The sequence below is a fragment of the Cryobacterium sandaracinum genome (assembly GCF_004403415.1).
GTDB classification, from domain to species: Bacteria; Actinomycetota; Actinomycetes; order Actinomycetales; family Microbacteriaceae; genus Cryobacterium; species Cryobacterium sandaracinum.
The window spans coordinates 87,862-106,801 of sequence record NZ_SOGO01000031.1 but is presented as its reverse complement, the minus strand read 5'-3'; the positions used below and the strand labels follow the sequence as shown (position 1 = coordinate 106,801).

The window sequence follows — 18,940 nt, the reverse complement described above, 5'->3', positions numbered from 1 at the left end:
GCGGCTCACGGACGTCTAGCTCTGGAGCGGGGTGGGGCGCACTTCCAGTGCCTGCACGTCGTCGAGGAGGCGCTGGGTCTCCGTCGACGCCGAGGCCGTTCCAGACGCATATTGTAGCGGGGCAGGCACGGGCGCGGCCGGCGCGGCGGTGAACTGGTCGTGGTGCTGCTGGGCGGTCCAGGCATCCTGCTCGGCGAGGAGGTTCTTCTCGGTGCTGTTCTTGGAGACCTTCCACCGGTCGAGGTCGCTCTGGAAGATCTTGCGGGTGCGGCCCGGCTTGTCCTGCCATTCGACCAGGCGGTCGCGGAACTCGAGCAGCGCGGGCTCGAGCTGGTACCCGAACGTGGCCGAGGTGCGCTTGAGCTCAGCGAGTTGATGCGCGGCCCAGTTCGCGGCGACGCCCGAACCCTTGATCGGCAGGAGGCGTAGCTGCACGTCGGCCTGGCCCACCGCGCGGTCCGCCATGACCTGCTCCTGCGGCGTGAGCGAGTTCCAGACGGATGCCTCGGTCGCGGCATCCACGAGGGTGCCGATCACGGCCGCCTTGAGAGCCCGGTCGTTCTGCGCCAAGAGGCGTTTGATCGCCCCGCGGGAGATCACCGCCGCCAGAAGGCTGGCGACGACGATCGAGACGATGAGCACCACGGCGCTGAAAACCATGGACTGATTGCTGGCTGCCGTGAGCCAGGATACGAAACTATTCCACCACTGCATGAGCGCACTTTACCGGCGTCTCGTCCCGATCTCCGGGAGCGGCGCGGCGTGCCCTGCGGAGAGGTGCGCGCAGTCAGCGGAAGCAGTCGGCCGCGTCGTCAATGCGCCAGAACGAACCGACGTTCATTGTGCGGGTGGCGGCGAGCAGGCGCCGCGCGGCGAAGTGGTCGCCGTCGACCTCGGTGCGCCGCTCGATGTGCCCGAGCACCATGCCGGACCGGTTCGAGACCCGCCAGAGGCCGTCTTTCACGGGAACAAACTGCAGACCGCGGATGACCGGCAGTCGGGGAAGTGGGGACGCTGGTGTGGACATGGAATTCTCCGAGAACGACCGTACGCGGGTGAGGGTCCCCTCAGGCTACGGAGAGCCACCGACAGTGGTTTCGGCGCTACCGCAGAGGTCCGTTCAGCAAAACCATGTCCTGGCTGGCCAGGTCGAGGTCCACAACCCGGTTCGGACGTGCGGTCTGGGCGACGACGATGCCCGCGAGCACAAGGACCACCCCCGCCATCTGCAGCCCGTCGAGGGACTCGCCGAGCCAGAGGAACGCGAACGCGAAGGCGAAGATCACCTCTGAGGCAGACACGATGCCGGCCGCCGTGGCAGTCAGTCGGCCGAGCGCCATGTACGAGAACAGATACGGGGCGAAGGAGCCGAACACGCCGTTCCACAGCGTCAGCAGCCACAGCGGGAGAGACACCGCCCCGAGGTTGCCGTTCAACGCGACATCCTGAACCAGGGTCTGCGGCTCGACCTGCCACCAGGCGCTGAACACGAGCCAGAACGCGCTGGCGAAAAGCATGGACCAGAACGACACGGCCAGTGGCGAGGTCGCGGCGACCTGCCGCTCCCCGACCAGGAAATACACTGCCAGGCAGATTGCGGCGAGGATTCCCGCCAGCACACCCAGTTCAGAGAGGGTGCTGGCCCAGATCTGGGCGACGACGGCCATGCCGATCAGAACGCAGCCGATGGCCAGCCAGATGCGGGATTTGACCCGCTCCTTGAAGACGAACCGGGCGACCAGGGCGACGATCAGCACCCCGGTGTACTCGAGCATGAGCGCGATGCCCACCGGCAGCAGACTGATCGCCACTGCGTAGAACCACTGGATCAGGGCGACCCCGGCCACCCCCAGGATGGCCATTACCGCGAGCTGGCGCAGGCTGATGCGGAACGCCCGCCGGTTGGTCACGAGCAACAGACCGCCGGCCAGGAGGGCGACGACCGTGACCCGGAAGAAGGTCAGCTGGGCCGGGGACAGGCCCGCATCCACGATCACCTTGGTGGTGCTGCCGTTGAGGCCGAAGAGCAGCGACGCGAGGAGAGCGTAGAGGTAGCCCACTTCGCTCAGCCCAGACCGGTGCCGTGCACGGCGTACGGTTCGATCTCGTCGATTTCGATCTGGGTGAGAGGCGGGGCATCCAAGGCCGCCACGGTCTGCTCGAGCTGGTTCAGGCTGCTCGCGCCGACCAGCACACTGGTCACCGACGGCTGGCGCAGGATCCAGGTGACCGCCAGCTGGGCCAGCGTCTGGCCGCGCGCGGCGGCAATCTCGTTCAGGGCGCGGGCACGGCCCTGGTAGGTGTCGGTGAGAACGTCCTCCGACAGGAAATCGCTCGTCGCGACCCGCGAGCCTGCCGGAACGGTGCCGTCCAGGTAGCGGTCGGTGAGAAGTCCCTGTGCGAGCGGCGAGAAGACGATGCTGCCCATGCCGAGCTCGTCGAGCACGGGGAAGAGCCCGTCTTCGATGTGGCGGTCGAACATCGAGTAACGCGGCTGGTGGATCAGGAGGGGGATCTTGTGCTCGGCCAGCGCCGCCGCCGCGGCCCGCGTCTGCTCGGGGGTGTAGCTGGAGATGCCGACATAGAGGGCCTTTCCCTGCTGCACCGCCGACGCCAGCGCGCCCATGGTCTCCTCGATGGGAGTCTCCGGGTCCGGCCGGTGGGAGTAGAAGATGTCGACGTAGTCGACGCCGAGCCGGCCCAGGCTCGCGTCGAGGGAGGAGAGCAGGTACTTGCGAGAACCGAAGTCGCCGTAGGGGCCCGGCCACATGTCGTAGCCGGCCTTGCTGGAAATGATCATCTCGTCGCGGTAGGCCCGGAAATCTTCGGCGCAGATGCGGCCGAAGTTGGTCTCGGCGGCTCCGGGAGGAGGACCGTAGTTGTTGGCCAGGTCGAAGTGGGTGACCCCCAGGTCGAAGGCACGGCGCAGGATGGCGCGTTGGGTCTCGATCGGGCGCTCGTGGCCGAAGTTGTGCCAGAGGCCGAGAGACAGCGCCGGCAGTTTGAGGCCGCTCCGTCCGACGCGTCGGTAGGTCATGTCGGCATAGCGGTTCGGAGCTGGCACGAAGGTCATGCCGTTACTCTAGGGGTGTGCAAACTTTTGTGGTCGCAGGTGGATGTTTCTGGTGTCTCGATGCCGTGTATCGGGTGTTGCGTGGCGTGAGCGAGGTGGTTTCCGGGTATACCGGGGGAGGGGCTCAACGGCCAACGTATGAGTCGGTGTGCACGGGCCGTACCGGCCACGCCGAGGCCATCGCCGTGACGTTCGACCCGGAGGTCATCCCGGCCAGCGTCATCCTCGACGTGTTCTTCTCGCTGCACGACCCGACCCAGCTGAACCGCCAGGGCGCCGACGTGGGCACCCAGTACCGGTCGGCGATGTTCTATGCCGACGACGCGCAGAAGCGGCTCTTCGAAACCGCTCGCACTCGCGCCGCCGAATGGTGGGGCGGCGGCGTCGTCACCACGATCGATCCGCTCGGCGAATACTTCGTGGCCGAGGACCACCACCAGGACTTCTTCGCCAAAAACCCAGGTCAGGGCTACTGCATGGCCGTCGCGCTGCCCAAGGTGAACAAGATCCGCAAGTCCTACGCCGAATACCTCCTCTAGCAGCGCGAGTTCGTGTACTCGTAGGCGGCGAGTATCGCCGAGCGCGGCGAAATGAACGGGTTTTCTAGCTGCCGTGCCAGCGCCGCCGAGACCGCCGTGCGGAAACCCGGAGCCAAACGAATTCGACGGAGATTTTGCCCAAAGCGGCACTAGAAACTGGGAAAGAGCGCTTTCACAGGAGAATCTCCGTCGAATTGGTTCGGCATCGACCGCGGCGCGCACCCGGACCCTCTCCGTCAGAAGCGAGCCCAGCCCTCCCCAGCTGCGGGGGGCGGTCATTCGGCACAGGTTCCGGATGCCGCGGCCGCGCGTCGTCCTGCCGCCGCACACTCGGAGTACGCGATCTGGGGCGGCGGAGACGGGCACGAGCCGTCGCTCCAGGTCGCGTGTTCCGGGCATTCGTCCGGGGCTCACAGGATGAGGGAGACCGTAATGAGCGACAGCATCACCGTGACCGGAATCGTGGCCACCACGCCCCGTCACCTCGTGACCAGTTCGGGGCTGGCCATCACGTCGTTTCGGCTGGCATCAAGCCAGCGTCGCTTCGACCGTGTGAAACAGACCTGGGTTGACGCCGAGACCAACTGGTACACGGTGTCCTCCTTCCGGCAGCTCGCCCACAACGTGGAGCGCTCGGTGCAGAAGGGTGAGCACGTAGTCGTGGCGGGGCGGTTGCGCATCCGGCCGTGGGAAAATGCCGACCGCAACGGTACCTCGGTCGAGGTCGAGGCAGAGACCGTCGGGCACGACCTGGCCTGGTGCAGCACCGTCTACACGCGCTCGCCGCCGCCCGGCGCAGCGTCGGCGCCACATCCGACCGAGCCCACGGACGGCTTCCTACCTGCCGATACTGACGACGCACCCCCGATGCGCGACGAGGCAGAGTCCGCGGCGCTAGTCGGGGTCGATTCCTGATGGCGGCAACTCGGCACAGTGTCCGGCACAGTCACCGGGACAGTGACCGGAATAGACTCTCGGGGACACGGGGCATCTGGCAGACTCAGAGGTCTGACCGCACCGCGGTCGCGGAAGGACCACGTGCCGGCACCATCAGATCGGGAAACCCGTAGTCGTCGAACCGGCATCCGTTCCCCACGCACCGGTAGCGCGTTGCTGCTCGGGCTGGCCGTCACGGTCAGCCTCGCGGCCTGCTCGGCGGCACCGGCCGCGACTTCCTCGAGCACGGCCACGGCGTCGGCGTCGGCGTCGGCTCGTCCGACCGCGAGCGCGGCGCCCATACCCGCGCCGCAGCTACAGCCGGAGAAGGATGCCGCGGCGAACCTGACCTACTTCGACAGCGTCGCCACGGCGGTCGTCACCGCCGACGAGAATGCCGGCGGGCGGGCATTCGTGGACGCGCTGGGGGCCTCCGGCTTCGACCGGGCCCAAATGGAGGTTACCTTCGACGAGACCAACATCGACCTCCCAGCGGACTCTATCCAGTTCTCCGTTCGGTTCAACGGCGAATGCCTGATCGGGCAGAACGGACCGGCCACGGGCGGGTACCACAGCGCGGTCACGGCGATCCTCGCATCCGGAACGTGTCTGGTCGGGGCCACGCGGCAAATAGACTGGTAAGCACTATGGCTGAATTTATCTACACGATGGTCCGCGCTCGCAAGGCGGTCGGCGACAAACTGATCCTCGACGACGTCACCATGTCGTTCTTCCCCGGCGCCAAAATCGGTATCGTGGGGCCGAACGGCGCCGGAAAATCCACGATCCTGAAGATCATGGCCGGGCTGGACACCCCCAGCAACGGCGAGGCGAAGCTCTCGCCCGGCTACTCGGTCGGCATCCTGATGCAGGAGCCCGAACTCGACGAGGCCAAGACGGTCCTCGAGAATGTGCAGGAGGGCGTCGGCCCGATCAAGGCCAAGGTCGACCGGTTCAACGAGATCAGCCTCGCGCTCGGCGAACCCGACGCGGACTTCGACGCACTGCTGGCCGAAATGGGCACGCTGCAGGAGGCCATCGACGCCGCCGACGCCTGGGACCTCGATTCCCAGCTGGAGCAGGCCATGGACGCCCTCCGCACCCCGCCGGGCGATTACTCCGTCGCCGACCTCTCCGGCGGTGAGAAGCGCCGCGTGGCGCTGACCAAGCTGCTGCTGCAGAAGCCCGACCTGCTCCTCCTTGACGAGCCCACCAACCACCTCGACGCCGAAAGCGTGCTCTGGCTCGAGCAGCACCTGGCCCAGTACCCCGGCGCCGTTCTCGCCGTCACCCACGACCGGTACTTCCTCGACCACGTGGCCGAGTGGATCGCCGAAGTCGACCGCGGCCACCTGTACCCCTACGAGGGCAACTACTCGACCTACCTCGAGAAGAAGCAGGAACGGTTGCTCATCGCGGGCAAGAAGGACGCGAAGATGGCCAAGCGCCTCGCGGACGAGCTCGAATGGGTGCGCTCGAATGCGAAGGGCCGCCAGGCAAAGTCGAAGGCGCGTCTCGCCCGCTACGAAGAGATGGCGGCAGCGGCCGAGAGCACCCGCAAGCTTGACTTCGAAGAGATCCAGATTCCCGTCGGCCCGCGCCTCGGTGCCCAGGTCATCGACGCCAAGAAGGTCAAGAAGGGCTTCGGCGACCGGGTCCTCATCGAGGATCTCTCCTTCACCCTCCCGCGCAACGGCATCGTCGGCATCATCGGCCCCAACGGCGTGGGCAAGACCACGCTGTTCAAGACGATTGTCGGACTCGAGCCACTGGACCTGGGTGAACTGAAGATCGGCGAGACGGTCGACATCTCCTACGTCGACCAGAGCCGCGCGGGCATCGACCCGAACAAGTCGCTTTGGGAGGTCGTCTCCGACGGCCAGGACTATATCCAGGTCGGCAAGACCGAGATCCCGTCGCGGGCCTACGTGTCCACATTCGGCTTCAAGGGTCCCGACCAGCAGAAGAAGGCCGGCGTGCTCTCCGGTGGTGAGCGCAACCGCCTCAACCTGGCGCTCACCCTCAAGCAGGGCGGCAACCTGCTGCTGCTCGACGAGCCCACCAACGACCTGGACGTCGAAACCCTCGGCTCGCTCGAGAACGCGCTCCTTGAATTCCCCGGCTGCGCCGTGGTCATCACCCACGACCGGTGGTTCCTTGACCGAATCGCCACGCACATCCTCTCCTATGAGGGCACCGACGAAGACCCGGCGAACTGGTACTGGTTCGAGGGCAACTTCGAGTCGTACGAGCAGAACAAGATCGAACGCCTTGGCCCGGATGCCGCGAAACCGCACCGGTCCGCGTACCGCAAGCTGACCCGCGACTAGGACCCGCGGTGAAGCTGCGCGTGCCGGTGAAGTTGCGCTGGTCGGATCTGGACGCCTACGGCCACGTCAACAACGCCGAGTTGTTGCGTGTGCTCGAGGATGCGCGCATCCAGGCGTTCTGGCCGGATGAAGACGGCGACGGCCCCGGGGCGTTCGCCGGCACCGCCGTGCTGGACGGGCGCCCGGGCGCGGCGACGCTGACCCTGATCGCGCGGATGGAGGCCGAGTATCTGGCTCCGATTCCGTATCTGAGGCAGCCTCTGGACATCCGTCTCTGGCTCGGCAAGCTCGGCGGCGCCAGCCTCGAGGTCTGCTACGAGGTCTGGACTCCGATCGGCCTGGAGCCAGCGGTTCTCTTCGCGCAGGCGAGCACCACAATCGTGTTGGTGGATGCCGCGACCGAGCGGCCGCGCAAGATCAACGAGGTCGAGCGCGCCGCTTGGGCTCCATACGTAGACGAACCCATCCGATTCACCCGGCGCGCGTCCCTGCCGGCTGAGTAGGCCGGCCCGGACGCAGTCCGCCTCAGCCGGCGGTGACGGCGTCGCCGGTGACGGTGACCTTCACCGACGCCAGCGGTTCGGTCGCCGGTCCGGCGAGGGCCTCGCCGGTGGCACGGTCGAACTTCGAGCCGTGGCAGGGGCAGTCGAACTCGTCCTTTACCGCTTTGACCACGCAGCCCTGGTGGGTGCAGATCGCGCTGAACGCCACCACGGTGCCGGCCGCGGGCTGGCTGATCAGGATGGGCTTGCCATCGAGGGAGGCCTCGATCGAACCGCCCACGGGGATGTCGGCGAGCTTGGCTAACTCCACCGGGCCAATGTTGCCGGTGCCGGTGCCGGAGTCTGCGGCGCCGTCGGTGCTGCAGCCGACCAGCGCGACGGCGGTGCCAGCGGTGCCGAGCAGGAGCGCGGTGCGGCGGGAGATGTCGGTGGCGTTCGTCATGGTTCTCCTCGATCGGGCGGGCGTTCAGAGATGCTCAGAGACGCTCAGAGCATGTGAGAGAGGCTACTCTGCGTTCGTGGGCACGCGCAGCATGCCCTCCTGCGCGACCGTGGCGAGAAGCAGGCCCGCCCGGCTGTAGATGCTGCCGGTGGAGAGCCCGCGTCCACCCTGGGCGGTCGGGGAATCCTGTACGTAGAGCATCCACTCGTCGACCCGGCCGAAGCGGTGGAACCACATGGCGTGGTCCAGGCTCGCAACCTTGAGCCCGGGTGTGGCCCAGGCCACGCCGTGGCGACGCATGACAGGCTCCATGATCGAGTAGTCGCTGGCGTATGCCAGCGCGGCGCGGTGCAGGTCAGGGTCGTCGGGCAACGGTCCCATGGTCTTCATCCACACGGCCTGGCGAGAGGTGTGCTCGCCGTCCACCTTGAGGTAGATCGGCGACGGCAGGTGCCGCATGTCGAACGGACGCTCGTTCGCCCAGTAGCGGGCGATGGAGTGGTCGACCTGGGCCAAAGCATCCGCCGCCGTCGGCAAGGACTCCGGGTCGGGCATATCGGTTGGCATCTCGATCTGGTGCTCGAGGCCTTCATCACCGTCCTGGAACGAGGCGATCATCGACAGGATCGGATGCCCGTCCTGATAGGCCTGCGTGCGGCGGGTGGAGAAGGAGCGGCCGTCGTGGATGCGATCGACGGAGAAGGTGATCGGCTGGCCCACGTCGCCGGGGCGCAGGAAATAGCCGTGCATCGAGTGCACATGGCGGTCGTCGGGAACCGTGCGCATCGCGGCGACCAGTGACTGGGCGAGCACCTGCCCGCCGAAAACGCGGCCGAGCGGCATCCACTGCGACGGCCCGGTGAAGATGTCCTCGCTGGTGCGGGCGCCCGTGTCGGTGAGGTCCAGGGCGGTTAGAAGGCCCTCCATCGGCAAGTCCATGTGGCCTCCTCAGGCGCGTGGCGGAGCAGACGCGCGCACCGGTGTGACGCGCGCCGTACCTTGGTAGTTTAGGAGCAGATGAGTAAGTCATTTTCTCTCCCAGAGTCCCTGTCCCTTCGCGACCTCCAGGTCTACCTCTCCCGCGCTAGCCGGGTGGAGGACGGTTCCGTGCGCCTCATTCAGGCCGCGGGGGTGCTCGCTGTCTACACCGCGATCCTCTACCCGCGCGGTCTCCTCGACTCCAGCCCGACCGTGCTGGGCCTGCGCACCTTCGCGCTCACCGCACCGGTCGAGCTCGACGCGGTCGTTCCCGTGCGCTCCCTGCTGGACCGCCTCGCCCGCCTCACCGCGGCCGTGCTGGAGGACGAGGCGACAGTGACCGTAACCGTGCCGCTGGAAGTGACCACCGTGACCTGGGCCGGTATCTCGCCGCCCCAAGGCGGCTGGACCCTGCTCGGTGAAACGGATGCCGCCCTGCTCGACGGTGCGGCGCAGGCCGGCATTGAGGAAGTCGCCGCCGTCATCCCGGCGGGAACCGGCGGGCAGATCGTGCAGCGGGTGCGCTCCGAAGTCTGGAGCCGCCCGATCCCCGGCCTGGAAATCGTGCCGGCCGGCGCCGCCTTCGCGGCCGTCAGCCTCGGTTTCCTGCCGAAAAACGAGCCCGTGCGCCTGTTCGAGACGGGCCTGTGGACCCGGCTGAGCACGAGCCGCGGCCACATCCTCGTGCGTCGCAAGCCCTGGTCGCTGAGCCGCTGACTATTCGCTGGGTGTTCGCACCGTGCCCCGAACGAATTCGACGGAGATTTTGCCCGGATCGGCCTTAAACTGGCCGAGAATCGGCTCAAACATCAAAATCTCCGTCGAATTGGTTCGACACCGGTCGCTGACTCGGCGACACGCGGGCGTCCTGCCACAGCCGGGTGAGCACGTCGGCCGCCGGTTCTGCGCGGGCAGAGCGGAAGCCGGTGCCCGCCCAGAGGGCGAGTCCGTCGGCGTCGCCGCGTCGACCCGCATCCGCCCTGAGGCCACTGGTGAGATGGTTCACCTGAGGATAAGCCCGGGGCGCGGTGGCGTCGTGCTCGATGATGAACGCGTTGCGCAGCCCCCGTGCCGGACGCCCGGAGAACGCGCGCGTGACCACGGTGCGATCAAAGTTCGGGTCGACGAGCGCGTCCTTGTGCGCCTGCTGGGCGCCGGACTCCGCGGTGCGGAGGAACGCCGTGCCCAGTTGCACGGCGTCCGCGCCGGCCGCCAGGAGCGTCGCGATCCCGGCACCGGAGTGGATGCCCCCGGCCGCGATGAGCGGCAGAACCACCAGGTCCGAAATGGCGCGGACCAGTACGATCAGGGGAGTGGTCTCCGGTTCTTCGGCCGTCGTGAAGGTCGCCCGGTGTCCGCCTGCTTCCGGGCCCTGCACGCAGAGCACATCGACTCCGCGTTCCTCCGCGAGAACCGCCTCCCGAACCGAGGTGACCGTGGCGATCACGCACGCGTCGACGGCGTGCAAACCGTCCACGGCCTCGGCCGGCGGTAACCCGAAGGTGAACGACACCACGGGGACTCGGTGCCCGATGAGAAGGGACACCTTGGCGGAGAACCAGTCATCGTCCGCGGCCAGTGTCGGGGGCAATTCCACGCCGTGTTCCAGCGCGGTCGCTGCCAGGCTCCGGCGGTAGGCATCGACTCCGGCCTGGTCGGTCAGTGGTGGCCCGGGAACGAATACGTTCACGCCGTACGGCGGCCGCGAGCCCTGGTGCACGTCGGCGATCTGCCGGGCCAGCGCATCCGGGGTCTTGTACCCGGCGGCCAGGAACCCGAGGCCGCCCCCCGCGCTGAGGCTGCGCACCAGGGCTGGGGTGGACGCGCCACCGGCCATGGGTGCCGCGATGATCGGAATGCGAAGGTCCTTCAGACTGAACATTGTCTCTTTCCGGTGTGTGGTTGCTTGCGTCACAGTGTGCGAGCCGCCTCGTGCGTGCGGTGTTTCCGGCCTATCCCGCCGACGCCAGCAGCGCCGCCCAGAGGTCGGCGCGGGCGTGGAAGGCGCCGAGGTCCCGCCCGAGCAACTGCTCGGCGTGGCTGATCCGGCCGCGCACGGTGTGTCGGTGCACGCCGAGCTCCGTCGCGGCCGGGCCGAACTGGCCGTTGCGCTCGAGCCACACCCGCAGGGTGGGGAGCAGCGCCGTGCCGTGGGCGGCATCGTGGTCGGAGAGCGGCCGGAGGGTGGCGCGGCCGACCTCCGAGGCATCCGTTCGGGCCAGGAACGCGAGCACGCCCTGCCGTGAGATCACCTCGAATTCGACGATGCCCGCCGCGCCTTCGTGGGCGCGCTCGAGCGCCTGTCGGGCCTGGGCCGCCGCGTGCGGCAGGGCACGATAGGCGCTCCGGTCGGAGACGCCCACGTGCAGCCCGAGGCCCACCAGCTCGGCGAGCACCGGATCGGCGGCGACATCGAGGATGAGCAGCACCTGGCCGCCGTCGCGGGCGAAGAACAGGTACCCGGGGCGTTCCTCGACCCGCAGTTCGAGCAGCTCGGCCAGAGCGTCCAAGCGTTCGGGCGGCGGGGAGACGACGGCGACCCGTACCGGCTCGGCCGGGAGGGCACCCCAGAGCTCCCGGGAGATGCTCTGCACCAGCGGGAGGTCGCCGCCGAGCAGCGCCTGCAGCAGCCCGGACCGCAGGTGGCCGCGGGCGCGACCCTGGGCGCTGTTCTGCTCGAGCGCGAGCCCGGCGAGGGCGATGACGCTGGTCACCACCTGCTGGCTGGCCTGGTCGAGCAGGGTGCCGCCCCCGAGGGCCAGCACCCCGCGCAGCTGGCCCTGCCTCCCCAGGGTCTGCAGGGTCAAAGTCTCGCCGCCCTCGTCGAGGGTGGTGCCGGCCCGCTGCCCGCGGCGGAGCAGCCGGCCGGCCTCCGCCTGCACCTGCGGCAGGGCGGTGGAGGAGGCGGAACCGGAGAACGCGTCGCGGGGGAAGACCCGGTCGAGCGTGCCGCTCGCGTCGAAGAGCGCGACCCAGTGGCCCAGCTGCCGGGACAGCTCGCTAAGAATGTTGCTCAGGCCGTCGGGTCGGAGGGCCGCGTGCGAGATGGCCCGCTGGGCGTCCAGCGCCCAGGTGTTGCGGGCATAGCGCAACTCGGCGACCAGGTCGCCGGCCGCGCGGGCCACCGCGATGAACGGAGTGTCATAGGGCACCTCGATCAGGGGCAGCCCCTCGGCAAGGCAGGCCGCAACGAGGGCCTCCGGCGTGCCGGCGCGCACGACCTCCGTGCCGAAGCCGAGACAGGCGATGCCGCGGGCCGTGAGCCGGCGCACGTAGTCGCGGTAGTAGGCATCCGTCATCGGGTCGGCGAACTGGGTGCCGGTGGTGAGGAGCACCTGGCTGGCGGAGAGAAACGGCGTCGGGTCGGCCAGGTCGGAGCCGTGCACCCACTCCACGGGCTGGTCGAGCGCGTGTGCCGGCAGCTGCGGCTCGGCCGTGAGCAGGCGCAGCTGGAGGCCGGGCTGGGCCAGCAGGCGGCGCACGGTGGGCAGGAGCGGCGGGGCCAGGTTCGGAGCCATGCGACGAGTGTACAACGTGGCGAAAGTTCACCCGCGCGTTGTACACGGTGCCAGATGTTGCGGGTGGCCGCCCTGCGTAGCCTTCTGGAATCGGTATCGTCGCCGGCCCCGCGCCGATGCAACAGCCAGCGAACTGGAGCAGCAATGACCCTCGTAGACGCCCTTTCTGTGATCCCGGTCGGCGGGCCGTCCCTTCCCCAGGAACGCCGCCTCGTCACCGCCATCCCCGGCCCGAAGTCCCAGGAGCTCGGACGTCGCAAGATCGAGGCCGTCTCCGCCGGGGTGGGAGTGACCCTGCCTGCCTATATCGTCGCGGCCGGCGGCGGTGTGCTTGTCGACGTCGACGGCAACTTCCTGATCGACCTCGGCAGCGGCATCGCCGTGACCGGCATCGGAAACAGCGCCCCCGAGGTCGTGGCCGCCGTGGCCGCCCAGCTGGCCCAGTTCACGCACACGTGCTTCACCGTGACGCCCTACGACTCGTACATCGAGGTAGCCGAGATGCTCAACCGGCTCACCCCGGGCGACCACGCCAAGCGCAGCGCCCTGTTCAACTCCGGCGCCGAGGCCGTGGAGAACGCCGTCAAGATCGCCCGGCACTACACCGGCAAGCAGGCCGTCGTCGCCTTCGACCACGCTTACCACGGCCGCACCACCCTGACCATGGGCCTCACCGCGAAGAACCAGCCGTACAAGAATGGCTTCGGCCCCTTCGCCGCGGAGATCTACCGGGCACCCATGTCGTACCCCTACCGCGACGCCGGACTCGACGGGGTAGGGGCCGCCCGGCGCGCCATTTCCCAGATCGAGAAGCAGGTCGGCGCCGACAACCTGGCCGCCCTGATCATTGAGCCGATCCAGGGTGAGGGCGGCTTCATCGTGCCCGCACCCGGCTTCCTTCCCACCCTGGTGGACTGGTGCCGCGCGAACGAGGTCGTCTTCATTGCCGACGAGGTGCAGACCGGATTCGCCCGCACCGGCGACCTCTTCGCCAGCAACCACGAGGGCATCGTGCCTGACCTGATGGTGATGGCCAAGGGCATCGCCGGCGGCCTGCCGCTCTCCGCCGTCACCGGCCGCGCCGAGATCATGGACGCACCGCAGGTCGGTGGCATCGGCGGCACCTATGGCGGCAACCCGCTCGCCTGCGCCGCGGCCCTGGCCACCATGCGCAGCTATGAGACCGAGAACCTGGCCCAGCGCGCCCGTGAAATCGGCGCCATCCTGACCGAGCGGCTGAACGCCATCCGTGCCGTCGACAAGCGTGTGGGCGATGTGCGCGGCCGCGGCGCCATGATCGCCATCGAACTGGTCGACCCGGTGACCGGAGACCCGGATGCCGCCCTCACCGGCCGCGTCGTGGCTGCCGCCCACGCCATGGGCGTCGTGCTGCTCACCTGCGGCACCTACGGCAACGTGATCCGCTTCCTGCCGCCTCTGAGCATCTCCGACGACCTCCTCGTCGAGGGCCTGCAGGTGCTGGTGAGCGTGCTCGCCGCCGCATGAGCCCTGGCTCCGCGGTCTCCTGCCCGAAGCCGACGGGGGCACAGGGCGATCAGTCATACTGGGGGAACGCCGCGGGGAGGGTGGCGGAAACGCCCGTTCTGCACGGCCTCCACCCCTGATCAAAACTTCATTCGCATTTCCCGTATCGCATCGGAAAGAGTCTCATCGTGTCCACTCGTGAAACCGAACTGCTCGCCCGCGTCCCGGACGGCCTCTACATCAACGGCACCTGGCAGCAGGGTGGCGGTAAGGCCATCGAGGTCACCGACCCGGCGACCGGTGCTGTGCTCAAACGGATCGCGAACGCGGATGCCGCCGACGGCATCCGTGCCCTCGATGCGGCCGTCGAGGCGGCCGAGTCGTGGGCGGCTACCGCGCCGCGTACGCGGGCCGAGATCCTGCGCCGGGCCTTCGACCTGCTGCAGGAGCGCCGCGATGATTTTGCGCTGCTGATGACCATGGAGATGGGCAAACCTCTCGCCGAGGCTAATGGAGAGGTCACCTACGGCGGCGAGTTCCTGCGCTGGTTCAGCGAGGAGGCCGTGCGCATCAGCGGTCGCTTCGGGCTGAACCCGGAGGGAACCGGCACGATGGTTGTCTCTCAGTATCCGGTCGGACCGTGCCTGCTGATCACTCCGTGGAACTTCCCGCTGGCCATGGCCACCCGCAAGATCGCCCCCGCGCTCGCCGCCGGCTGCACGGTCGTCGTGAAGCCCGCCGAGCTGACCCCGCTGACCACCCTCTTCTTCGTGCAGCTGCTCGAAGACGCCGGGGTACCGGCCGGCGTCGTCAACGTGATCACCACGTCGACCTCTTCCGCCGTTGCCGGGCCGATCATCGCCGACCCCAGGCTGCGGAAACTCAGCTTCACCGGGTCGACCCCCGTGGGCCGCAAGCTCATTCAGCAGGCGGCCCAGGGTGTGCTGCGCACCTCGATGGAGCTCGGCGGCAACGCCCCGTTCGTCGTCTTCGAAGACGCCGACCTGGACAAGGCCGTCGAGGGCGCGATGCTCGCCAAGTTCCGCAACATCGGGCAGGCCTGCACCGCGGCCAACCGTTTCATCGTGCACGAGTCCGTCGCCGCCGAGTTCGCCCGCCGCCTGACCGAGCGTGTCGGCGCGCTGAAGATCGGCCGCGGCACCGAAGCCGGCGTCACCATCGGCCCGCTCGTCAGCGAGGCTGCCGTCGCCGGCACCGATGCCCTCGTGCAGGACGCGCTGGCCCACGGCGCCACCCTGCTCGCCGGCGGCAAGCGCCCCGAAGGCGCCGGCTCCTTCTACGAGCCCACCGTGCTGACGGACGTGGCCCCGGCCAGCGCCCTCCTGACCGAGGAGATCTTCGGCCCGGTCGTTGGCATCGTCACCTTCGCCGACGAGGCCGAGGGCGTGCGTCTGGCGAACTCCACCGAGTACGGCTTGATCAGCTACGTGTACACCCAGGACCTCGCCCGCGGGCAGCGGATGATCGCCAAGCTTGAAACCGGAATGATGGGTCTGAACACGGGCCTGGTCTCCAACGCGGCGGCACCGTTCGGCGGTGTCAAGCAATCCGGTCTGGGCCGCGAAGGCGGGCTCGAGGGCATCCAGGAGTACCTGTCCACCAAGTACACGCTCATCCCGGTCTCCTGACCGGCGACGTACCTGTTTTTCACCTGCTTCCCCACCACCAGAACGCAATGGAGCACTTCTTGAGCATCATCGAACGTGACATCGTCATTATCGGCGCGGGGGCATCCGGCCTGACCGCCGCGACCGAGCTGCGGAAGGCCGGCCTCACCGTGGCCGTGCTCGAAGCGCGAGACCGCGTCGGCGGCCGCCTCCACACCGACGACATCAACGGTGCCATGCTCGAGATCGGCGGCCAGTGGGTTTCGCCCGATCAGGACGCACTCAAGGAGACCATCGCCGAGCTGGGCCTCGAGACCTTTGCGCGGTACCGCGAGGGCGAAAGCGTCTACATCAACGCCGCGGGGGAGCGAACCCGGTTCGAGGGCGAGATCTTCCCGGTCTCGGCCGACACCGAGCGCGAGATGGTGGCCCTGATCGCCACTCTCGACGAGCTCGTGGACCAGATGGACCCCGACCGTCCCTGGGCACACCCGCGTGCGGTGGAGCTCGACCAGATCTCCTTCCGGCGCTGGCTGGAGCAGGAGACCGACGACCAGGAGGCCCGCGACAACATTAGCCTCTTCATCGCCGGGGCCATGCTGACCAAGCCGGCGCACGCTTTTTCCACGCTGCAGGCCCTCCTGATGGCGGCCAGCGCCGGCAGTTTCAGCAACCTCGTCGACGCCGACTTCATCCTCGACGAACGGGTCGTGGGCGGGCTGCAGCGGGTGCCGATCCTGCTGGCCGAGAACCTCGGTGACGACGTATTCCTCGGGCAGGCCGCCCGCACCGTGCGCTGGGGCGACGCCGGCGTGAGTGTGCTCACCGACGACCTCGAGGTGCGTGCGCGTCGCGTGATCGTTGCCGTTCCTCCCGTGCTCTACACCCGGATCTCCTTCGATCCGCCGCTGCCACGCCGCCAGCAGATGATGCACCAGCACCTCTCGATGGGCTTCGTGATCAAGGTGCACGCGGTCTACGAGACCCCGTTCTGGCGGGAGGACGGCCTCTCCGGCACGGCCTTCAGCCCCTACGAGCTCTCCCACGAGGCCTACGACAACACCAATTTCAACGACCCGCGCGGCACTTTGGTCGGCTTCGTCTCCGACGAGGCCGCCGATGGCGTGTTCACCGTCTCGGCGGAGGAGCGCAAGCAGCGCATCCTCACCTCGCTCTCGCACTACTTCGGCCAGAAGGCACTGACGCCCGTCGTCTACTACGAGAGCGACTGGGGCACGGAAGAGTGGACCCGCGGCGCCTACGCGGCGAGCTTCGACCTGGGCGGGCTGGCTCGCTTCGGCGCGGACCTGCGCACACCGGTTGGCCCGATCCTGTTCTCCTGCAGCGACCTCGCCGGAAAGGGCTACCAACACGTCGACGGCGCAATTCGGATGGGACGCGCAACGGCCGCGGAGATCGTCGCCGAGCTCGACTTGTAAAGCAGGCGCGGCGGCATCCGTCGGCCGGCCTGGTTCGGTCGGCCTGTGTCTCGCGGCGCAGATTGCAGAAGCGGGCGCACGGTAGAACGTGCGCCTGCGTCCCAAGGGTGCGCCGAGAGCGGGTGCGCTGCTACTCGTCGAAGGTATTGAGCATTGCGAAGGCCGCGCGCTCGAGGTAGTCCCAGAGCTGGTCGCGCTGCAGCGGTGCAAGAGCGGCCTTGTCGACGGCGGCGCGCATGTGGTTCAGCCAGCGGTCGCGGGAATCCGGGTTCACCTTGAAGGGCTGGTGCCGTTGGCGCAGCCGCGGGTGGCCGCGCTGCTCGCTGTAGGTGGTCGGGCCACCCCAGAACTGCTCGAGGAACATGGTCAGACGCTCGGCGGCCGGGGCCAGGTCGTCCTCGGGGTACATCGGCTTCAGTACCGGGTCGGTGGCGACGCCGCGATAGAACTCGTTCACCAGATTCTCGAAGAACGGCCTACCGCCGACCTGCTCGTAGAACGTGGCGCCGATCGCGGTGCCGTTCTCGCCCGCGCGCAGGTGGACCGCACCGGGCGTGGCAGGAGTGGGGGCGCCGGCGTCATTCGTCATCGTGAGTCTCCGGATCTGGTGCCGTGTGCGTGGGTGCCTCGGTCTTGGGTGTCGGGGCCTTGGGTGCCGCGGTCTTGGGTGTCGGGGCCGTGGGCACAGCCGGGTCTGTACCGGAAACATCCGCTGACGCTGCGCGTGGGTGGGCCTCCTGGGGCAGCGCGGTCGCGGCGTTCTTGGGTCGGCGGGGTGCGCGGGGAGCCTTTTTCTTCCGCACCGGGATCGGGGCCGTGAACGGGCCGGTGGTGAGGTCCGGCATGGCCGCGGCTGCTTCCGCGGCCGCGTCGGGCGTTCCCTCGGAGCCGGGGTCGGAGCCGGCGGCGACCGTGCCATCCGTGCCGGCCATGACCACGCTGTTGAGCGGAGTCAGACCGATGCCGAGCCCGTCCAGCGCCTTCTTCAGGTGCAGGCGCAGGTCGCGGGCGAAGTCCCACTTCGCCGCCACCCGGGTCTTGACGACGAGGCGCACGACGAGGGCCTCGGCGGAGATCGACTCGAGTCCCCAGATCTCCGGCTTCTCCAATATCACCGACCGCCACTTGCGGCTGGAGGCGAGCGCCTTCGCGACGCGCAGCAACTCGTTCTGCACCGCCTCGACATCGGACGAGTAGGGGATGGCGAGGTCGATGATCACGCGCGCCCAGCCCTGGGACATGTTGCCGACGCGCAGGATCTCACCGTTGCGCACGAACCACAGAGTGCCGTCGATGTCACGCACCTGGGTGACACGGATGCCGACGGTCTCCACGACCCCGGAAGCGAAGCCCACGTCGACGATGTCGCCCACGCCGATCTGGTCCTCCACGACCATGAACAGCCCGTTCAGGATGTCCTTGACGATGTTCTGCGCGCCGAAACCGAGACCGGCGCCGAGCGCGGCCGTCAGCAGGGCGAAAGAGCCCAGGATTTCATTGTTGATGATGTTGACGATCAGCAGGATAGTCACGATCAACAGGGTCACGTTGATGATATTCGAGAGCACCGAACCGAGGGTGCGGGTGCGCTGCACGACGCGCACGGCGGCTAGCGGCGAAACGCTCAGCGCCTGCGTGTCCTCCACGTTCTGTGTCTTCTTGACCCCCGTGACGATCTGTTGCACGACGCGGTCGATCACGAAGCGCAACACCCACCGGATGACCAGCGCGGCCACAATGATGACGACGATATTGATGACCCTGAGCCACAGGTCGATTTTGAAAAATTGAATCAGTTCAAGCCAGATTGCGTCAAAGTCCATAACGATCCGAGTCTACAGAGCCGCGTCCTGTCCAAGTCCTGAGTCCGCGGCTCCGCACCCAGCCGCACCCTGTTGACCCCTGCCACCCGCCCGAACGAATTCGACGGAGATTTCTACCCAGGTGACGAGCTGAACCGGTTTTGTGCGGCTCGGGGAGCAGAATCTTTGTCGAATTTATTAGGGGCGAGGGCGAGGGTGGGAGCGAGAGCGAGAGCGGGGGTGGGGACGGGGGCGAGGGCGAGGGCG

At 68.1% G+C, this 18,940-nt stretch carries 19 protein-coding genes; 9 read left to right on the top strand and 10 right to left on the bottom strand.

Features of this window, described 5'->3' with window-relative positions; all coding sequences use genetic code 11:
• Positions 1-15: 15 nt before the first annotated feature.
• The 4 genes from E3T25_RS10895 to E3T25_RS10880 form a co-directional block, all read right to left on the bottom strand.
• The gene (locus E3T25_RS10895; protein WP_104103279.1) at positions 16-714 is read right to left on the bottom strand and encodes a hypothetical protein; all 699 of its coding nucleotides are present in this window, start codon (positions 712-714) and stop codon (positions 16-18) included.
• Positions 715-787: 73 nt separating this feature from the next.
• Positions 788-1,027: a DNA mismatch repair protein gene (locus tag E3T25_RS10890; protein WP_104103281.1), complete on the bottom strand. Its 240-nt coding sequence runs from the start codon at positions 1,025-1,027 to the stop codon at positions 788-790.
• 76 nt (positions 1,028-1,103) lie between these two features.
• Positions 1,104-2,060 carry a DMT family transporter gene (locus E3T25_RS10885; RefSeq protein WP_134343111.1) on the bottom strand — a complete coding sequence of 319 codons (957 nt, stop codon included), beginning with the start codon at positions 2,058-2,060 and terminating at the stop codon, positions 1,104-1,106.
• A gap of 5 nt (positions 2,061-2,065) precedes the next feature.
• The gene (locus E3T25_RS10880) at positions 2,066-3,073 is read right to left on the bottom strand and encodes an aldo/keto reductase (RefSeq protein ID WP_134343112.1); all 1,008 of its coding nucleotides are present in this window, start codon (positions 3,071-3,073) and stop codon (positions 2,066-2,068) included.
• Positions 3,074-3,090: 17 nt separating this feature from the next.
• Here E3T25_RS10880 and msrA point away from each other — a divergent pair, with 17 nt between their 5' ends.
• From msrA to E3T25_RS10855, 5 genes are all read left to right on the top strand, one after another.
• A complete protein-coding gene (gene msrA, locus E3T25_RS10875) occupies positions 3,091-3,612 on the top strand; it encodes a peptide-methionine (S)-S-oxide reductase MsrA (protein WP_134343113.1) in 522 nt (173 codons plus the stop codon).
• A gap of 432 nt (positions 3,613-4,044) precedes the next feature.
• Complete coding sequence (locus tag E3T25_RS10870) at positions 4,045-4,527, top strand: single-stranded DNA-binding protein (RefSeq protein ID WP_104103293.1); 483 nt, start codon at positions 4,045-4,047, stop codon at positions 4,525-4,527.
• Between the two features lie 123 nt (positions 4,528-4,650).
• Entirely contained in the window at positions 4,651-5,190 is a 540-nt protein-coding gene (locus tag E3T25_RS10865; protein WP_241980807.1) for a DUF6993 domain-containing protein, read from the top strand.
• A 5-nt stretch (positions 5,191-5,195) separates the two neighbouring features.
• Positions 5,196-6,878, top strand: a complete 1,683-nt coding sequence (ettA, locus tag E3T25_RS10860; protein WP_134374212.1) for an energy-dependent translational throttle protein EttA — start codon at positions 5,196-5,198, stop codon at positions 6,876-6,878.
• A gap of 8 nt (positions 6,879-6,886) precedes the next feature.
• The gene (locus E3T25_RS10855) at positions 6,887-7,381 is read left to right on the top strand and encodes an acyl-CoA thioesterase (RefSeq protein WP_104103299.1); all 495 of its coding nucleotides are present in this window, start codon (positions 6,887-6,889) and stop codon (positions 7,379-7,381) included.
• Positions 7,382-7,403: 22 nt separating this feature from the next.
• On the opposite strand, the gene E3T25_RS10850 is transcribed toward E3T25_RS10855, so the two are convergent.
• On the bottom strand, positions 7,404-7,823 hold the full coding sequence (locus E3T25_RS10850; protein WP_134374210.1) for a QcrA and Rieske domain-containing protein: 420 nt from the start codon (positions 7,821-7,823) through the stop codon (positions 7,404-7,406).
• A 63-nt stretch (positions 7,824-7,886) separates the two neighbouring features.
• Positions 7,887-8,762, bottom strand: a complete 876-nt coding sequence (locus E3T25_RS10845; RefSeq protein WP_233191540.1) for an acyl-CoA thioesterase — start codon at positions 8,760-8,762, stop codon at positions 7,887-7,889.
• A 78-nt stretch (positions 8,763-8,840) separates the two neighbouring features.
• Between E3T25_RS10845 and E3T25_RS10840 the strand changes: the two genes are divergently transcribed.
• Positions 8,841-9,518, top strand: coding sequence for a DUF8185 domain-containing protein (locus tag E3T25_RS10840; protein ID WP_104103304.1), 678 nt, complete (start codon positions 8,841-8,843; stop codon positions 9,516-9,518).
• 85 nt (positions 9,519-9,603) lie between these two features.
• On the opposite strand, the gene E3T25_RS10835 is transcribed toward E3T25_RS10840, so the two are convergent.
• Together E3T25_RS10835 and E3T25_RS10830 are read right to left on the bottom strand one after the other, a co-directional pair.
• A complete protein-coding gene (locus E3T25_RS10835; protein ID WP_134374208.1) occupies positions 9,604-10,683 on the bottom strand; it encodes an NAD(P)H-dependent flavin oxidoreductase in 1,080 nt (359 codons plus the stop codon).
• Between the two features lie 70 nt (positions 10,684-10,753).
• On the bottom strand, positions 10,754-12,319 hold the full coding sequence (locus E3T25_RS10830) for a PucR family transcriptional regulator (RefSeq protein WP_134374206.1): 1,566 nt from the start codon (positions 12,317-12,319) through the stop codon (positions 10,754-10,756).
• A gap of 144 nt (positions 12,320-12,463) precedes the next feature.
• Between E3T25_RS10830 and gabT the strand changes: the two genes are divergently transcribed.
• The 3 genes from gabT (at position 12,464) to E3T25_RS10815 (ending at position 16,871) form a co-directional block, all read left to right on the top strand.
• Positions 12,464-13,825 carry a 4-aminobutyrate--2-oxoglutarate transaminase gene (gene gabT / locus E3T25_RS10825; RefSeq protein WP_134374204.1) on the top strand — a complete coding sequence of 454 codons (1,362 nt, stop codon included), beginning with the start codon at positions 12,464-12,466 and terminating at the stop codon, positions 13,823-13,825.
• A gap of 164 nt (positions 13,826-13,989) precedes the next feature.
• Positions 13,990-15,453, top strand: a complete 1,464-nt coding sequence (locus tag E3T25_RS10820; protein WP_104103314.1) for an NAD-dependent succinate-semialdehyde dehydrogenase — start codon at positions 13,990-13,992, stop codon at positions 15,451-15,453.
• A gap of 23 nt (positions 15,454-15,476) precedes the next feature.
• Complete coding sequence (locus E3T25_RS10815) at positions 15,477-16,871, top strand: flavin monoamine oxidase family protein (RefSeq protein WP_370247235.1); 1,395 nt, start codon at positions 15,477-15,479, stop codon at positions 16,869-16,871.
• A gap of 130 nt (positions 16,872-17,001) precedes the next feature.
• On the opposite strand, the gene E3T25_RS10810 is transcribed toward E3T25_RS10815, so the two are convergent.
• Both E3T25_RS10810 and E3T25_RS10805 read right to left on the bottom strand, forming a co-directional pair.
• Positions 17,002-17,460: a globin gene (locus E3T25_RS10810; protein ID WP_134374200.1), complete on the bottom strand. Its 459-nt coding sequence runs from the start codon at positions 17,458-17,460 to the stop codon at positions 17,002-17,004.
• Positions 17,450-18,694, bottom strand: coding sequence for a mechanosensitive ion channel family protein (locus tag E3T25_RS10805; RefSeq protein WP_134374198.1), 1,245 nt, complete (start codon positions 18,692-18,694; stop codon positions 17,450-17,452). Before E3T25_RS10805 ends, E3T25_RS10810 begins: the two co-directional genes overlap by 11 nt.
• Positions 18,695-18,940 lie beyond the last annotated feature (246 nt).

Excerpts from the sequence above, each read along its gene's own strand:
- E3T25_RS10895 (WP_104103279.1), bottom strand. The coding sequence starts at position 714 with ATGCAGTGGTGGAATAGTTTCGTATCCTGGCTCACGGCAGCCAGCAAT.
- E3T25_RS10890 (WP_104103281.1), bottom strand. The coding sequence starts at position 1,027 with ATGTCCACACCAGCGTCCCCACTTCCCCGACTGCCGGTCATCCGCGGT.
- E3T25_RS10880 (WP_134343112.1), bottom strand. The coding sequence starts at position 3,073 with ATGACCTTCGTGCCAGCTCCGAACCGCTATGCCGACATGACCTACCGA.
- E3T25_RS10870 (WP_104103293.1), top strand. The coding sequence starts at position 4,045 with ATGAGCGACAGCATCACCGTGACCGGAATCGTGGCCACCACGCCCCGT.
- ettA (WP_134374212.1), top strand. The coding sequence starts at position 5,196 with ATGGCTGAATTTATCTACACGATGGTCCGCGCTCGCAAGGCGGTCGGC.
- E3T25_RS10850 (WP_134374210.1), bottom strand. The coding sequence starts at position 7,823 with ATGACGAACGCCACCGACATCTCCCGCCGCACCGCGCTCCTGCTCGGC.
- E3T25_RS10845 (WP_233191540.1), bottom strand. The coding sequence starts at position 8,762 with ATGGACTTGCCGATGGAGGGCCTTCTAACCGCCCTGGACCTCACCGAC.
- E3T25_RS10840 (WP_104103304.1), top strand. The coding sequence starts at position 8,841 with ATGAGTAAGTCATTTTCTCTCCCAGAGTCCCTGTCCCTTCGCGACCTC.
- E3T25_RS10835 (WP_134374208.1), bottom strand. The coding sequence starts at position 10,683 with ATGTTCAGTCTGAAGGACCTTCGCATTCCGATCATCGCGGCACCCATG.
- E3T25_RS10830 (WP_134374206.1), bottom strand. The coding sequence starts at position 12,319 with ATGGCTCCGAACCTGGCCCCGCCGCTCCTGCCCACCGTGCGCCGCCTG.
- gabT (WP_134374204.1), top strand. The coding sequence starts at position 12,464 with ATGACCCTCGTAGACGCCCTTTCTGTGATCCCGGTCGGCGGGCCGTCC.
- E3T25_RS10810 (WP_134374200.1), bottom strand. The coding sequence starts at position 17,460 with ATGACGAATGACGCCGGCGCCCCCACTCCTGCCACGCCCGGTGCGGTC.
- E3T25_RS10805 (WP_134374198.1), bottom strand. The coding sequence starts at position 18,694 with ATGGACTTTGACGCAATCTGGCTTGAACTGATTCAATTTTTCAAAATC.